12 protein-coding genes are annotated in these 16,052 nt (G+C 68.1%); 7 read left to right on the top strand and 5 right to left on the bottom strand.

What is annotated here, in order from left to right; genetic code table 11:
* The first annotated feature begins 39 nt into the window (after nt 1-39).
* Nucleotides 40-729 carry a DUF4396 domain-containing protein gene (locus ICN82_RS08990; protein ID WP_193181841.1) on the top strand — a complete coding sequence of 230 codons (690 nt, stop codon included), beginning with the start codon at nt 40-42 and terminating at the stop codon, nt 727-729.
* On the opposite strand, the gene ICN82_RS08995 is transcribed toward ICN82_RS08990, so the two are convergent.
* The 5 genes from ICN82_RS08995 to ICN82_RS09015 form a co-directional block, all read right to left on the bottom strand.
* Entirely contained in the window at nt 713-1,561 is an 849-nt protein-coding gene (locus tag ICN82_RS08995) for an ATP-binding cassette domain-containing protein (protein WP_193181843.1), read from the bottom strand. The genes ICN82_RS08990 and ICN82_RS08995 overlap by 17 nt on opposite strands.
* Nucleotides 1,558-2,397 (bottom strand): ABC transporter ATP-binding protein, encoded by an 840-nt coding sequence (locus ICN82_RS09000; protein ID WP_193181845.1) that lies wholly within the window; start codon nt 2,395-2,397, stop codon nt 1,558-1,560. The genes ICN82_RS08995 and ICN82_RS09000 overlap by 4 nt, the downstream gene beginning before the upstream one ends.
* A gap of 4 nt (nt 2,398-2,401) precedes the next feature.
* Complete coding sequence (locus ICN82_RS09005) at nt 2,402-3,298, bottom strand: ABC transporter permease subunit (RefSeq protein WP_407943754.1); 897 nt, start codon at nt 3,296-3,298, stop codon at nt 2,402-2,404.
* A 5-nt stretch (nt 3,299-3,303) separates the two neighbouring features.
* Nucleotides 3,304-4,311, bottom strand: a complete 1,008-nt coding sequence (locus ICN82_RS09010) for an ABC transporter permease subunit (protein ID WP_193181849.1) — start codon at nt 4,309-4,311, stop codon at nt 3,304-3,306.
* Between the two features lie 62 nt (nt 4,312-4,373).
* Entirely contained in the window at nt 4,374-5,978 is a 1,605-nt protein-coding gene (locus ICN82_RS09015; protein WP_193181851.1) for an ABC transporter substrate-binding protein, read from the bottom strand.
* 379 nt (nt 5,979-6,357) lie between these two features.
* Between ICN82_RS09015 and ICN82_RS09020 the strand changes: the two genes are divergently transcribed.
* The 6 genes from ICN82_RS09020 (at nt 6,358) to ICN82_RS09045 (ending at nt 16,011) form a co-directional block, all read left to right on the top strand.
* The gene (locus ICN82_RS09020; protein ID WP_193181853.1) at nt 6,358-8,964 is read left to right on the top strand and encodes a cation:proton antiporter; all 2,607 of its coding nucleotides are present in this window, start codon (nt 6,358-6,360) and stop codon (nt 8,962-8,964) included.
* Between the two features lie 181 nt (nt 8,965-9,145).
* Nucleotides 9,146-10,225 carry an AI-2E family transporter gene (locus tag ICN82_RS09025; RefSeq protein WP_193181855.1) on the top strand — a complete coding sequence of 360 codons (1,080 nt, stop codon included), beginning with the start codon at nt 9,146-9,148 and terminating at the stop codon, nt 10,223-10,225.
* A 53-nt stretch (nt 10,226-10,278) separates the two neighbouring features.
* Entirely contained in the window at nt 10,279-11,214 is a 936-nt protein-coding gene (locus ICN82_RS09030) for a substrate-binding domain-containing protein (RefSeq protein WP_193181857.1), read from the top strand.
* Nucleotides 11,215-11,226: 12 nt separating this feature from the next.
* Nucleotides 11,227-13,455: a methyl-accepting chemotaxis protein gene (locus ICN82_RS09035; protein ID WP_193181859.1), complete on the top strand. Its 2,229-nt coding sequence runs from the start codon at nt 11,227-11,229 to the stop codon at nt 13,453-13,455.
* Nucleotides 13,456-13,678: 223 nt separating this feature from the next.
* Entirely contained in the window at nt 13,679-15,106 is a 1,428-nt protein-coding gene (locus tag ICN82_RS09040) for a DUF3300 domain-containing protein (RefSeq protein ID WP_193181861.1), read from the top strand.
* A gap of 2 nt (nt 15,107-15,108) precedes the next feature.
* A complete protein-coding gene (locus ICN82_RS09045) occupies nt 15,109-16,011 on the top strand; it encodes a DUF2950 family protein (RefSeq protein WP_193181863.1) in 903 nt (300 codons plus the stop codon).
* The last annotated feature ends 41 nt before the right edge of the window (nt 16,012-16,052 follow it).

Raw genomic sequence — 16,052 nt, forward strand, 5'->3', positions numbered from 1 at the left:
GGCAGACCGCCGCAGGATCCCGCAGAAAGGCCGTCCCGCATGATCCCCACCTGGCTCACCCTCCTTGCATTGCTGTCCCTCGCGACGGGCCTGGCCAGTGCCGCGGCAATGCTGCGGCGATTGCGCGCGCATCCGCCGCGCATGAAGGTGATGGCGGCGGTGTGGCCGCTTTGCTGTCTCTTCGCCGGACCGCTCGTGCTGTGGTTCCATGCCCGCCACGGACAGGGGCACGCGGATGACGCGACGCCCTTCCCGGCCGTGGTCGCCAAGGGAACGCTCCATTGCGGGGCGGGCTGCACGCTGGGCGATATCCTGGCCGAGACCCTGGCGCTTCTGGTTCCCGCCGTGCTGGTGCCCTTCGGCTGGCCGGGCCTATTCGGCGCGCGCATCTTCGCCGTCTGGGGGCTGGATTTCGTCTTCGCCTTCGCGATCGGGCTGGCCTTCCAGTACTACGCCATCGCGCCGATGCGCGGGCTCGGCGCGACCGCCGGCATCCGGGCCGCGCTGAAGGCGGATGCCGCCTCGCTGACCGCCTGGCAGATCGGCATGTACGGCACCATGGCCGTCGCGCATTTCGCCGTCTTCCCGGCCGTGGCGCCGGGGGCGGAGGTCGGCGCGGCCGACCCCCTGTTCTGGTTCGCCATGCAGATCGCGATGGTCGCCGGGTTCTGCACCGCCTTCCCCGTCAATGCCTGGCTGATCTCGCGGGGGATCAAGGAACGGATGTAGCCGCCCGCATCGCCTGCCGCCGCGCGACGCGGGCGCGGATCGCCTCCAGGTCCGTGACCGGCGTCGCCGCGAAAAGCTGCCGCGTATAGGCATGCCGCGGATCGGCAAACACCGCCTCGCGGCTGCCCTGCTCCACCACCTCGCCCTTGTTCATCACCATCACCTCGTCCGCGAGGAAGCGCACCACGCTGAGGTCATGCGAGATGAACACGTAGGTCAGCCCGAACTCTTCCTGCAGCTCGCCCAAGAGGTTCAGCACCTGCGCCTGCACCGACAGGTCCAGCGCCGAGACGGGTTCGTCCAGCACCAGCAGTTTCGGTTTGAGCATGATGGCCCGCGCGATGGCGATCCGCTGCCTCTGCCCGCCCGAGAACATGTGCGGATAGCGGTTGAAATGCTCGGACCCCAGCCCGACCCGTTTCAGCATCGCCTCCGCCCGGTCCTGCCGCTCGGAGGCGGGCATGTCGGTGTTCAGCATCAGCGGCTCCATCAGCACGTCGCCGACCTTCTGGCGCGGGTTGAGGCTGCCATAGGGGTTCTGGAACACCATCTGCACCTTGGAGCGCAGATCGCGCGAGATCCGGCCCCTGCCGATGGCGACCAGCTGGCCGTCGATCTTCAGCGTGCCGCCCGTGGCCGGGTCGATCAGCGCGATGATCCGCGCCAGCGTCGACTTGCCCGAGCCGGACTCGCCAACGATGGCCAGGGTCTTTCCCTGCTCCACCGCGAAACTCGCGCCCTTCACGGCGCGCAGCAGCTTGGTCTTGCCGAACATGCCCGAGGAGATGACGTAATCCTGGGTCAGGGCCTCGCCCTCGACGACGATGGTCATTGGGGCATCTCCTCGATCAGGAAGTCCGACACGGTGGGCAGCCTGCCATCCACCGCATTCTCGGGCAGCGCCGACAAGAGCGCGCGGGTATAGGGATGCTGCGGCGCCTCGAACAGCGACAGCACATCGGCCTCCTCCATGCGGCGGCCCTTGTACTGCACCACGACGCGATCGGCGGTTTCGGCGACGACACCCATGTCATGGGTGATCAGGATCAGCCCCATCCCCTGCTCTTCCTGCAGGCGCATGAGCAGATCCAGGATCTGCTTCTGGATCGTCACGTCCAGCGCGGTCGTGGGCTCGTCGGCGATCAGCAGCCGGGGATTGGTGGCGATGGCCATGGCGATCATCACGCGCTGGCACTGGCCGCCCGACATCTGGTGCGGATAGCTTTTCAGGCGCCGCTCGGGTTCGGGGATGCCCACGGCCTCGAACAGCTCCAGCGCGCGTTTCTTCGCCTCGCGCGATGACAGCCCGGCATTCAGCCGCAGCACCTCCTCGATCTGGAACCCCGCCGTGTAGGACGGGTTCAGCGAGGCGATGGGTTCCTGGAAGATCATGGTGATCTCGCGCCCGATCAGGCGGCGGCGCTCGGCCGCGCCCATCTTCAGCATGTCGCGCCCGTCGAAACTCATCTCGTCGGCCGTGACCGTCGCCGTATCGGGCAGGAGCCCCATGACGGCCAGCATCGAGACCGACTTGCCCGAGCCGGATTCCCCGACGATGGCCAGCACCTCGCGGGCATCGACATGCACATCGATGCCGTCGACGGCGGTGAAGCTGCCCGTCGAGGTGGCGAAGCGGACGGTGAGGTTGCGGATGGTCAGCAAGGACATGGTCTCAGCTCCGCTTCAGCTTGGGATCGAGCGCGTCGCGCAGCCCGTCGCCCATCAGGTTGATCGCCAGCACCGAGACGAGGATCGCGAGGCCCGGCAGCGTCACCACCCACCAGGCGCGCAGGATGAATTCCCGCGCCTCGGCCAGCATCGTGCCCCATTCGGGCGCCGGCGGCTGCGCCCCCATGCCGAGGAAGCCGAGCGCCGCGGAATCGAGCACCGCCGCCGAGAAGGACAGCGTCGCCTGCACGATCAGGGGCGCCAGGCAGTTGGGCAGGATGGTGCGGAACATCAGCCGCGCCCGGCCCGCCCCCGCCACCTGCGCGGCGACCACGTATTCGCGGTTCTTCTCGGCCATGACGGCGGCGCGGGTCAGCCGGGCGAAATGCGGCTGGTAGACGATGGCAATGGCGATCATCGCATTGGTCAGCCCCGGCCCCAGCACCGCGACCAGCACCAGTGCCAGCAGGAGCGAGGGGAAGGCGAGGATCACGTCCATGATCCGCATCAGCACGGCATCGACCCAGGACCCGAAGAAGCCGGCAAGAAGGCCGATCAGGATGCCGCCGAACAGCGCGATGGAGACCACGACGATGCCGATGAACAGCGAGTAGCGCGCGCCGAAGATCAGCCGGCTGAGGATGTCGCGGCCGACCGCATCGGTGCCCAGAAGGTAGTCGGCGCTGCCTTCCGCGGTCCAGGCCGGCGGCACCAGCAGCGCGTCGCGATATTGCATGATCGGATCATGCGGCGCCAGCAGCGGCGCGAAGACCGCGGTGGCGACCAGCAGCGCGAAGACGATCAGCCCGGCCACGGCGCCGCGGTTCTGGCGGAAATAGAACCAGAACTCGGCGGCCATCCGGCGGCGGATCGTCCAGGAGGACAGGCGTTGGGGGGTCATGTCGGTCATTTGTGCCGGATCCTCGGATTGATCAGCCCGTAGGTCAGGTCGACGATCAGGTTCACCACCATCACGATGGCCGCGATCATCAGCAGGCCCGATTGCACCACCGGGTAGTCGCGCCGCGAGATGCTGTCGATCATCCACTTGCCGATGCCCGGCCAGGAGAAGATCGTCTCGGTCAGGATGGCGCCCGCCATCAGCACGCCGACCTGCAGGCCGATCGTGGTGATCACCGGGATCATCGCGTTCCTCAGCGCATGGACGGAGACGACGCGGCCGCGGGTCAGGCCCTTGGCGCGGGCGGTGCGCACGTAATCCTCGCCCATCACCTCGAGCATGGCGGACCGCGTCTGCCGCGCGATCACGGCCAGTGGAATGGTGGCCAGCACCACCGAGGGCAGGATCAGATGCGACACGGCGGAGGCAAAGGCGCCCTCCTGCCCCGACAGCAGGCTGTCGATCAGCATGAAGCCGGTGACATCGTCGAAATAATAGAGAAGCGAGATCCGCCCCGAGACCGGCGTCCAGCCCAGCGTGCCCGAGAAGAAGATGATCAGCAGCAGCCCCCACCAGAAGATCGGCATGGAGAAGCCCACCAGCGCCCCGGTCATCGAGATCTGGTCGAACAGGGATCCGCGCCGGATCGCGGCGATCACCCCCACCGGCACGCCGATCAGCGTGGCGATCAGGATGGCGCAGACGGCAAGTTCCACCGTGGCGGGAAACAGCGCCATGAACTCGTCGAAGACCGGACGCTTGGTCACCAGCGAGGTCCCCAGATCACCCTGGAAGAGCCCGCCGAGGAAATCGAGATACTGCACCAGGAACGGCCTGTCATAGCCCAGCTGCGCCGACAGCTCGGCATGGCGTTCCGGAGAGATCCCCCTTTCGCCGGCCATCAGAAGGACCGGGTCGCCGGGCAGCACCCGCACGAAGCCGAAGGCCACGACGGTGATGCCGATGAATGTGGGGATCAGGTAAAGCAGCTTTGCGAGAAGAAATCGGAGCATGCGCCCTCCATGCAAGCGGGCGCGTCCGAGGACGCGCCCGTGACTGGGTCAGGAAACCGGATTTACTCGGCGATGTCGACGGTTTCGAAGGTGAAATCGCCCAGCGGGCTCATCACGAAGCCTTCGACATCCGCCCGCATCGGGACATACTGGGTCGAATGCGCGATGGTTGCCCAGGGTGCCTGGTCCTTGAAGACGACCTGCGCCTCCTCGTAGAGCTTCGTGCGCTCGGCCTGGTCGGATTCCTGCTTGGCGCGGGTGATCAGGTCGGAGAACTGGTCGTCGCACCATTGCGCGCGGTTGGAGCCGCCATCGCCGGTGGCCGCGCAGCTCAGCAGCACCGCGAGGAAGTTGTCGGGATCGCCGTTATCGCCGGTCCAGCCCAGGATCACCGCGCCCTCGCGCGACGGATCGGTGGAGCGCTGCAGGTACTCGCCCCATTCATAGGAGACGATTTCCACATTCACGCCGATCTCGGCGAAATCCGCCTGCATCAGCTCGGCCGTGCGCCGCGCATTGGGCATGTAGGGACGCTGCACCGGCATCGCCCAGATCTCCATCTCCAGCCCCTCGACGCCTTCCTCGGCCAGCATCGCCTTGGCGGCCTCGGGATCATAGGCGTCATCCTCGATCGCGTCGTTATAGGACCACATGGTCGGCGGGATCGGGTTCTTGGCCACCTCGCCCGCGCCCTGGAACACGGAATCGATGATCGCCTGCTTGTTCATCGCCATGTTCAGCGCCTTGCGCACCCGCGGATTGTCGAAGGGCGCGACGGTGGTGTTATAGGCCAGGTAGGCGACGTTCAGCCCGGGCTGGCTGTCCAGCTTCAGGTTCTCGTCGGCGCGGATGTCCTCCAGGTCGGCGGGGGACGGATAGGGCATCAGGTGGCATTCGCCGGCCTTCAGCTTCTGCAGGCGCACCGAGGCATCCGGCGTGATCGCGAAGATCAGGTCGTCGATCTTGGGCGCCTCGCCGTAGAAATCGGCATTCTTCTTGTAGCGGATCACGGCATCCGGCTGGTAGGCCACGAAGCTGAACGGCCCGGTGCCGATGGGCGCGTTGTTGAATTCGGCCATGCGGTCCGCCTCGGCCAGGGTGTCGGCATATTCGGCGGAGACGATCGAGGCGAAGGGCATGGCGAGATTGGCCATGAACGGCGCCTCGGGGCGGGTCAGGGTGAATTTCACCGTCAGCTCGTCGATCTTCTCGATCGAGGCGATCAGGTCGCCCATCTCCATCGCCGAGAAATATTCATAGCTGATCCCGGGCAGATAGCCGTGCCAGGGGTTGTCGGCATTGCCCTGCCGGTCGAAGGAGAAGATCACGTCATCGGCGTTGAACTCGCGCGAGGGCGTGAAGGCGTCGTTGGACTGCCACTTGACCCCTTCGCGCAGGTGGAAGGTGATCTCCGTCCCGTCTTCGGACACGTCCCAGCTTTCGGCCAGGCCGGGCACGACCTCGGTGGTGCCCTTCTTGAACTCCACGAGCCGCGAGAAGATCGGATGCGCCGAGGCATCGAAGGTGGTGCCCGCCGTATAGGGGGCCGGGTCGAACCCTTCGGGCGAGGCTTCGGAACAATAGATGAAGGTCTTGGCGGCTGCCGGGGCGGCGGCGGCAAGCGCCAGCGCGGACACCGCGGCAAGGCGGCGGACAAAGCGGGGCATGGATGATCCTTTCACTCGCTGTTGGGGCGGGACACAGGCCCGGTCTTCCGGATGGACCGGCTGGTTCTGTTTCCCCCTGACGGTTTGTGTCCCGAATCCTGACCGGCTGGTCAATCTTTGTCGCAGCGTCAGAGGCGGAAAACACCGGCGCCGGGATCGATCCGCGCCGCGGCCGGCGCAAAACCGGGCGGGTCGCGCCCCGGACGGGCCCGCCCCCGGCCCCGGCGGGTTTCCGCCCGCCCCGCCCCCGGCGAGAAAGCCGCAGGGCGAACTGGCCGATGGGGGGAGGCGAAGCGCCCGAAGAGACTATATAAGGTATCCGCGCAGCCGCCGCAGCGCTTCCCTTACCGCAATTCCTGGAACGGACCCCCCGACCCGCATGGAGATCGTCGCCCTTACCGCCATAACTGCAGGCCTCTTTCTGGTGGTCGGCGTGTCCGAACCCCTGTCGGAGCGGCTGAGACTGCCCTTCAGCGTCATCCTGGCCATCGTCGGCATCCTGATCGGCCTGGGATCGGCCCTGTTCCTGCGATGGAACTTCGCCAACGAGCTGAACTTCATCGCCGAGAACCTGACCGATCTGCCGATCCGGGCGAATTCCTTCCTCTACATCTTCCTGCCGACGCTGATCTTCCAGGTGACGCTGGGCATGGACATCCGGCGGATCCTCGATGACTGGGTGCCGATCGTGCTGCTGGCGGTGGTGGCGGTGGTCATCTCCACGCTGTTCATCGGCGGCGCGCTGCACGGGCTGGGCATCACCTCGCTTTTCGTCGGGCTGCTGGTGGGCTCGGTCGTCTCGACCACCGATCCCTCGGCGGTGGCCAGCATCTTCCGGTCGCTCTCCGCGCCCAAGCGGCTGACCCGGATCATCGAGGGCGAGAGCCTGCTGAACGACGCGGCCGCCATCGCGCTCTTCGGGCTGTTCATCACCTTCGTCATGGTCGGCATGCCCGATCCCGACATCATGGGCGCGCTGCGGCAGTTTCCCTACCTCGTCGCGGGCGGCGTCGCGGTGGGCTGGGTCATGGCCCGGATCGGCGTCTGGCTGATGGCGATGTTCAACCGCTTCGAGCTGGCGCAGGTCAGCGTCTCGGTCGCCCTGCCCTACCTGTCCTACGTGATCACCGAACAGTTCGTCTCCGCCTCCGGCGTGATCGCGGTGGTGATCTGCGGGCTGACGCTGAACTTCGCCGGGCCCGGGCGGATCGACCCGGCGCGCTGGAAGAAGCTGACCGAGGCCTGGGACATCCTCGCCCACTGGGCCGGGGCGCTGATCTTCATCCTCGCCGCCATCCTGATCCCCGAACTGATGGCAACGGCGACCTGGATCGACGCGGTCTATGTCGGCGTCGTGGCCATCGCGGCCTTTGCGGCGCGGGCGGTGGTGCTGTTCCTGCTGCTGCCCGCGCTGACGCTGCTGCGGCTCTCGCCGCGGGTGGAGATGCCCTACAAGGCCGCCATCCTCTGGGGGGGGCTGCGCGGGGCGGTGACCCTGGCCCTGGCGCTGGCGGTGACGGAGAACGGCCGCATCCCCGATGCGACCCAGCGCATGGTCGGGATCCTGGCCACCGGCTACACGCTGTTCACGCTGATCGTGCAGGGGATCACGCTGCGCCCGGTCATCGGCTGGCTGAAGCTGGACCGGCTGTCGCCAATCGACATTGCCCTGTCCAAGCAGGTGGTCGCGGTGGCGCTGCAATCGGTCCGCGAACGCGTCGCCGTGGCGACCGAAAACTACGACCTGACCCGCGACATCGCGCGGGCGGAGGCCAAGGATTTCGGCGAGCGGCTGGACCGGGCGGTGACGGCGGCGGAATCCGAGCAGAACATCCAGGACCGCGACCGCATCACGCTGGGCCTGATCGCGCTGGCCGGGCATGAACGCGACCTGGTCGATCGCGGCTTCGAGGGGGGCCTGATGTCCCCGCGCGTCTACGAACAGGCGCGCTGGCTGGCGGCACAGGTGATGGAAGCCACCCGCTCGGGCGGGCGCTCGGGCTATCGCGCGGCCTATCGCGGCGGGCTGGGCTTCTCCACGTGGTTCCGGCTGGCCGTCGTGCTGGACAACCGCACCCGCATCTCCCGGCCCCTCGCCAAGCTGACGGCGAACCGCTTCGAGTTCCTGCTGGGCCAGAGGCTGGTGATGAAGGGGCTGCACGAATTCATCGACACCCGCATCCGGCGGATCCACCGCCGCCGGGTGGCCGAGTTGCTGCACGATCTGGTGGACCGGCGGATCGAGGCGGTCGAACAGGCGCTGGAGGGCCTGAAGCTGCAATATCCCGGCTATGCCGAGGAGCTGGAGCGGCGCTTCATCCGCCGCATCTCGCTGCGCCTGGAACAGCAGGAAATGGACGACCTGCTGGAGGAAGGCCTGATCGGACCCGAGCTGCACCAGACCCTGAGCACGCGCATCGAGCGGCTGATGCAGCGCGAGCGCGCCCGCCCGGTGCTCGACCTGACGCTGCGCCGGGCCGACCTGGCGCGGCAGCTGCCGCTCTTCGCGGAACTCGACGACAAGACCGTAAAGCGGCTGGGCCGGTCGCTGCTGACCCGCTATGCCGGGCCGGGCGAGGTGATCCGGCGGCGCAGCGACACGCCGCGTTCGGTCTTCTTCATCGCCTCGGGTGCCGTCGAGGTGCGCACCCCGATCCAGATCTACCGGCTGGGCCGCGGCGAGATGTTCGGCCAGATCGCCATGCTGACGGGACGCCGGTTCCGCGGCGATGTCAGCGCCATCGCACCCACCACCCTGCTGGTGCTGGACGAAGCGCGGTTCATGAAGCTGCTGCGGACCAACAAGGCGGTGCGCGGCGCGATTCTTGCATCCGCCGCGGACCGGGACCTGTCCGAGGCGAGCCTGGCACGGCTGCGGGCGCTGGTCGGCGAACCCGACCCCGACCCCCCGGGCGCGGAGCCCGTCCCGGCCGGGGAACCGGCGGATGCCGGGCAACCGGACCCGTCCGACCCGGAACGGAAGTGACCGCGCCGCGGCCAAGGCCCGTCCCGGCCACCGGCCGGCAAGGTCCCCGGCCGCGGCCGGATCGGGCCCGGGCGGACCTCGGGCGCCGCGCCGCGGGGCTTGCCCGCGCCCTCCCGCAGCGGCTAGGCTGGCCGCGTTTGCCCGCAGAGTGCCGAGTGACCCCATGACAGGATCCCCCAGATTGCTGCAGACCCTGTTCCTGTCGCTGGGCATCGCGCTGATGGCAGGCTGGATCCTGATCGTCGGCAAGGCGGTGATCGTGCCGGTCCTCGCGGCGGTGATCGCGGTCTATGTCCTGATCAACGGCGCCGCCTGGCTGCGGCGCTGGACCGTGCTGCGGCGCTGCCCGGCCTGGCTCCTGCAGATGGTCATCCTCGCCGGATTCGTCGTGGGACTTTTCTCCCTGGCCGCCGTGGTGGCAGTCACCCTGGAGGAGATGGCGGACCGCGCCCCGGCCTATCAGGCCAACCTGGAGACGCTGGCCGTGCGCATCGCCGAGGCCTTCGGCGCCGAGAGCGACCCGACCTGGGCCGACATCCGCCGCCTCGCCTTCGGCCAGCTGGACCTGCCGGCCCGCATCGGCGGCCTGTTCAGCTCGCTGACCAGCCTCTTGGGATCCGTCCTGATCGTCATCATCTATGCGGGCTTCCTGATGGGACAATGGGCCAGTTTTCCGCGCCGCATCGCCGAGGCCTTCGGCACCGGCGGAAACGCCGCCTGGATCCTGGAGATCGGCGGCGAGATCAACCGCCGCATCGGCGATTACCTGACCGTCAAGACCCTGGTGAACCTGGTGCTGGGCCTTCTCTCCTACGCCGTGCTCTGGGCGATGGACGTGGACTTCGCCCTGTTCTGGGCGGTCTGCATCGGCCTGCTGAACTACATCCCCTATCTGGGATCCTGGCTTGGCGTGATGCTGCCGGTGATCCTGTCCGTGGCGCAGTTCGGCGACATCTGGCGGACGCTGCTTCTGACGCTGCTGCTGACGGTGATGCAGATCTTCGTGGGCTCGGTCCTGGAGCCGCGATGGATCGGCCGGCAGCTGAACCTGTCGCCCTTCGCGGTGATCCTGGCGCTGTCCTTCTGGTCGGCGCTGTGGGGCATTTCCGGCGCGATCCTGGCGGTGCCGCTGACCAGCGTGCTGGTCATCATCTTCAGCGCCTTCCCCGGCACCCGGCCGATCGCCGTTCTGATCTCGGACGTGGCGCATTCGGCGCCGCCGCCGGAACGCAGAGAGGAAATCTTCACTTCTGGTCCGTAATGCGGGGAAGGGCTGCTCCGGGAACGGGCGGCCAAGCCGACCGGAGGACCGCCATGACCCGTTTCCGCCTGCTGATGCTCGTACCCGTCCTGCTCCTCCCCGGCTTCGCGGCCGCGCAGACCGTCGCCGTGACGATGAGCAACACCGACTGGACCTATACCCGCAACCTGGCGGATCACATCGCCGCCGCCCTGGACGCCGAGGGCGTGACGGATGTCACCATGATGAACGCCGCCGGCGACAGGCAGGCGCAGCTGGCCGCGATCGGGGACTTCATCGCCGCGGACGTGGACGCCATCATCGCCAACCTCCTCGCCACGGATGACGGCCTGCGGGTGTCGCGCATGGCCGCAGAGGCCGGGATCCCCCTGGTCTATGTCAATCTCGAACCGATCAACGGCACCGCCCTTCCCGAAGGGCAGAGCTATGTCGGGTCCGATGAAACGGAATCGGGCACGCTGGAATTCGGCTTCGTCTGCGACAGGCTCGAAGGAGAGGGCAGCGTCTCCTTCCTGATCGGCGACCTGGGCAGCTCCGCGGCGCGGGTGCGCACACAGGATTACTACGCGTTGCTGGAGACGCCCCGCTGCGCCGGGATCGACGTGATGGACGAAGGCTTCGCGAACTGGTCGCGCGACGAGGGACAGGCCCTTGCGGCCTCCTGGATCGAGGCCGGGCGCGTTCCCGATGCCTTCGTCGCCAATAACGACGACATGGCGCTTGGTGCGCTCGATGCCATCCAGGCGGCGGGACTGGACAAGGCCGAGATTCTGGTCACCGGCATCGACGCGACCGAAGTCGCGCTGCGCGCGATGGATGACGGCCTGCTCGACGCCACCGTGCTGCAGAATGCGGGGGGCCAGGCCGCGGCCGCCGTGGAGGCCGCGCTGGCGCTGGCGCGCGGCGACGCGGATGTGCCGCGGCTGATCTACGTTCCCTTCGAGCTGGTCACGCCCGCGACCCGCGGCGACCTTCCGGCAACCAACTGACAGGGGCGCGACATGACATCCCTACTGACCCGCACCGTCTCCGGGCTGACCTTCCGCATCACCGGCGCAATCACGCTGATCGCCGTCATGATGGCGGCCGCGCTGCTGGTCGCGGCGCTGATCCTGGACAGTTTCTCGAAGGAAATGGACAAGCTGGTCGATCAGGACGTGCCGGATCTGCTTTCAGCCGCCGAAATCATGGCCCGCAGCAACGCGCTGCCGCAGGGATTTGCGCAGCTGCTGATGGCCACCACGCAGCAGGAACTGGAGACAGCCGCGACAGGGGCGGCCGACGCGCTGGATGCGTTCTTCGATGTGGCCCGCACCCGCCCGCCGCGTCAGGCGATAGACCTGGCCGACCGGCTCTCCGCCCTGAAATTCGGGATGCTCAGCCTGGCCATGGCCCGCGAGGACGAGATCGCGGCGGCGGATGGCTTCGCGGAAGGGCTGGCAACCCTTTCCGGCATTTTCGTGTCCCTTGCCGGTACCGAACGCGCCGCGGGCATCGATTTCACCCAGATGCTCAGCCTCGCCTTTCAGGTCTCGCGCAGCACCGATGACGCCGCATTGCAACTCCTCGGCAGACAGCTTCAATCCCAGCTCGATTCTGCCGGATTTGCCCTGATGGTTTCGGATCCCGCGATCTCGGCGGATCTGCTTTCGCTTTCGGAGGGCGAGAGCGACCTCCTCGGCCTGCGCCGCACCGAACTGGCCGCCCGGGCCGAAGCCCACGACCAGGCAAGCGCCGCACTTTTGGCCGTGGAACGCCTCGGGGAAGGAGCGGCCGGGCTGGCGCGCGAGGCCCTGGAGGGACTCAATAGCGACGCCCGGATCCTGCAGGCCGATTCGGCCGCGGCGGAACGCGAATTGATAACCTTGGGTATCGTCGCCTTCATCATCGTCCTTGCCGCGGTGGTGGCGACCCAGCGGACGATCGTGCGGCCGCTTCAATCCCTGATCCGCCGCACCCGGAAACTTGCGGATGGCGACACCGCCGCGATGGACGGCGCCCGCCGCCGCAGCGGCGAGATCGGCGACCTGACAGCTGCGCTGACCGTCTTCCGCGACAACATCATTTCCAATCGCCGGCTCGAGGAAGAGGCCCGCCGCACGGCCGAAGCCCAGGAAGAACAGCGGCGCGAGGCCGAGAAACAGAAGATCGAGGCGGAGCGGGCCGAGATGGAACGCAAGGCCGCACAGGAACGCGAGGCGCTGGAACGCGACCGTGCCGCGCAGGAGGAAACCCAGCGGCGCGAGGCCCGCGAGGCGGCGGAACGCGAGGCCCGCCAGAAGGAACAGCAGCGTGTCGTCTCGATCCTGGCCGACAGTCTGAGCCGCTTGGCCGACGGCGATCTTGCGGCCAGCATCGACACGGCCTTTCCCGAGTCCTACGAGGCCCTGCGCGAGAATTTCAACCGAACGTTGTCGGCCCTGGCACGCCTTGTCTCGGTCATCCGCGACAGTTCCGGCAATATCCTGGCCTCTTCGACCGAGATCTCCAGCGTCACGGGGGACCTGGCACGCCGCACCGAAAAGACGGCCGCCACGCTCGAGGAAACCGCCGCCGCCGTGGCGCAGCTGACCGCAAGCGCATCCTCCGCCGCCGAGAATTCCCGGGCCACGGAAAAGGCCGCCCAGCAGGCACGCAGCGAGGCGCAGGCATCCCAGGATATCGTGCGCAGCACCATCGCCGCGATGGAGGCTATCTCGGAATCCTCCGACAAGATCAGCCGCATCATCCACGTGATCGACGACATCGCATTCCAGACCAACCTCCTGGCGCTGAATGCGGGCGTGGAGGCCGCACGGGCTGGCGAGTCCGGCAGGGGATTTGCCGTCGTCGCCTCGGAAGTCCGCGCCCTGGCCCAGAGGGCCTCCGACGCGGCGCGCGAGATCGGAACGCTGATCGGTCAAAGCAACGACAATGTCGCCGACGGGGTCAGCCGCGTCGCACAGACCGGAAGCGCGCTCGACGGAATCGTCGGGCTGATCGACAATATCGCCGAGAACATCTCGGCGCTGGCGACCACGGCCGACGAACAGTCGCTGAGCGTGAAGGAAATCAACACGGCCACCAACCAGCTCGATTCCGTGACCCAGCAGAATGCCGCGATCTTCGAGGAGACCTCCGCCTCCACCATGGACCTGACCCGGGAGGCCCAGATCCTGTCGGAGGAGGTCGCGAAATTCCGTGGCGACGCCGGTGCGGAAGAGGCGGGCCCTGACAGCCGCGCCGCCTGATCGCGCGCCGGTCCTGCGACCAAAGCCTGCCCCCGGAAGCTGCGCCGTGACCGGCTGCCCCGCGGCTATCTGCCAGGCGGGCGGTGACGCGATGACCGGCCACCATGACGTCCGCGACAAGCCCCGTTCCGGCGCCAGCCGCCGCCCGCCCGGGCCGCACCGCTTCCTGTTGATTTTGGTTTGCATCGCTGTAGCGTGAGGCGGAGCAAACAGGGAGGCTCTCATGCGCCGGTTCGGCTTGACCGCGATATCCGTCCTGGCGCTGGCCGCGCCACCAGGACTCTACGCACAGGAAACCGCGACTGACGCGCCCGCCATGAACGCCGACCCGGCAGCGGGAACGACGGACCCGGCCGATACGGCCGAAGGCGCGCGGCAAGCCGCAACGGCCGAGAGCGGCGAGGATGCGCAGGCCACGGACTCCGCCGCGGATCCGTTGCTGAGCGAGGCCGAGCTGGAACAGCTGGTCGCGCCCGTGGCGCTCTATCCCGACACGCTGCTCATCCAGATCCTGGTCGCCGCGGCGTCCCCCCTGGAAGTGGTGAAGGGGGCCCAGTTCCTGGAAAACAACGCCGATGCAGCCCCCGAGACCCTGAAACCGCAGATCGAAGCGGAGGGATGGGACCCCTCGGTGACCGTTCTCGCGACGGCCTTCCCCACGGTCCTGACCGAAATGGCCGATCACATCGACTGGACCGAGGCGACCGGCGAGGCGATGCTGGCCCAGACCGATGACGTGATGACCGCCGTGCAGGTGCTGCGCAACCAGGCCGTGGACTCCGGCGCGCTGGTTTCGGGCGAGGAACAGACGGTCGCCACCGATGCGGCGGACAATGTCGTGATCGTGCCGACGGATCCGGAGGTCGTCTATGTCCCGCAATATCAGCCCACGGATATCTGGGGCGGGGTTGGCGGCGCGGTGATGACCGGCGCCATCGCCTGGGGCACCTTCGCGGTGATCGACGAGATCTTCGATGATGACGATGACTGGGACGACTACTGGGGCTGCCGCAATTGCGGGGGCTGGGGCGGCGGACCGGTAATCCGCGATCCCGATATCGACATCGATGTCGATGGAAACGTCAATATCGGCAACCATATCGACATCGACCGGGGCAGCATCCGCGACCGCATCGACGAGGCCGGAGACGGCGGGGGGATCGGCTGGCGGCCGGATCCGGACCGCGTCGACAGCGCCCGCGACAAGATCGGCGACAAGTTGAACGGGGGGGCGACCACCCTGCCGACGGAACGGTTGCCGCGTCATGACGGGACGGGCGACGCGCTGCGCGCCCGCCTGTCCGAACGCAGCGGCGCGCCGGATATCTCCGCCGGAGCCGCCGCCGCCGCCGCGGTGGCGGCAGGCGCGGGCGCAGGCGCCCTCAGCCGGATCGACCGGCCTTCCAAAATCTCGCCGGCACAGAAGCGGGATGCCATCGCGCGCACCCACCAGGCCGCGCCCGCGTCGCGTCCAGCCGCCAGCCGGCCCGCGATCCACAAGCCTGCCGAGATCCACAGGCCCGCGACCGGCGGCGCCGCGGCGAAGAAACCCGTCGCCCTAAAGAAGAAGGCCGCCGCGCCCCGGGCGAAAGCCGCCATGGCGCGGGGGGGGAAGAGCGCCCCCAAGCACAAGCTGACGAAGAAGAGGTAAGCATGGCCCGCCTGACCCCCCTTGGCCCCGCCCTGGCGCTCGCGCTGGTTCCGGCGGCGGCCGCCCTTGCCGAACCCGCGGCCTACCAGACGCCGCAGGCCGCGCTGGAGGCCCTGATCGCGGCGCTGGAAAGCGGCAGCGACGAGGCGGTCCTGGCCGTCTTCGGGCCGGAAAACGCCGATATCATCCTGACGGGCAATGCCGCCGAGGATGACGCCAACCGGAACGCCGTGCTGGAGCAGTACCGCGCCGGGTACCGTTTCGTCCCCGGACCGGAGGAACAGCTGACGCTGGAACTGGGTCCCGACGGCTGGCCCTTCCCTATCCCCCTGGCGCAGCAGGCCGGGGAGTGGGCCTTCGATCCGGTGGCGGGCGAGGCCGTGATGCGCAGCCGCGAAATCGGGCTGAACGAACTGGACGTGATCGCGCTGATGGATGCCTATGTCGATGTGCAGGCGGAATTCAGGCTGCGGGACCATGACGGCGACGGGCTGATGGAATTCGCCCGCAGCGTGATCGCCGAGGATGGCGGCCGCGACGGGCTCTACTGGCAGGACGGGACCGGCCCGCTGGGCGCCGCCATCGCCCGCGCCGCCGCCGAAGGCCATGGCATGGACGGCACCGACCACCCGCCGGAACCGTATCTGGGCTATGTCTTCCGTATTCTCAATGCACAGGGACCGGCGGCCCCGGGCGGCGCGATGAGCTACCTGGTCAACGGCGCCATGCTGGCCGGCCATGCCCTCCTGGCCGTGCCCGCCAGCTATGGCGAAACCGGCGTGCACAGTTTCATGGTCGCCGAGAACGGGCGCATCCTGGAGGCCGATCTGGGGGAGGAGACCACGGCGGCGGCGGCGGCCATCACCGCCTATGATCCCGGCCCGGACTGGCAGCCGACGGACTGAGCCGGACGGTCCGGCCGTGGCGGTCCGGACAAATGAAGGAA

Origin of the sequence: Mangrovicoccus algicola (assembly GCF_014903745.1) — a bacterium.
GTDB classification, from domain to species: domain Bacteria; phylum Pseudomonadota; class Alphaproteobacteria; order Rhodobacterales; family Rhodobacteraceae; genus Mangrovicoccus; species Mangrovicoccus algicola.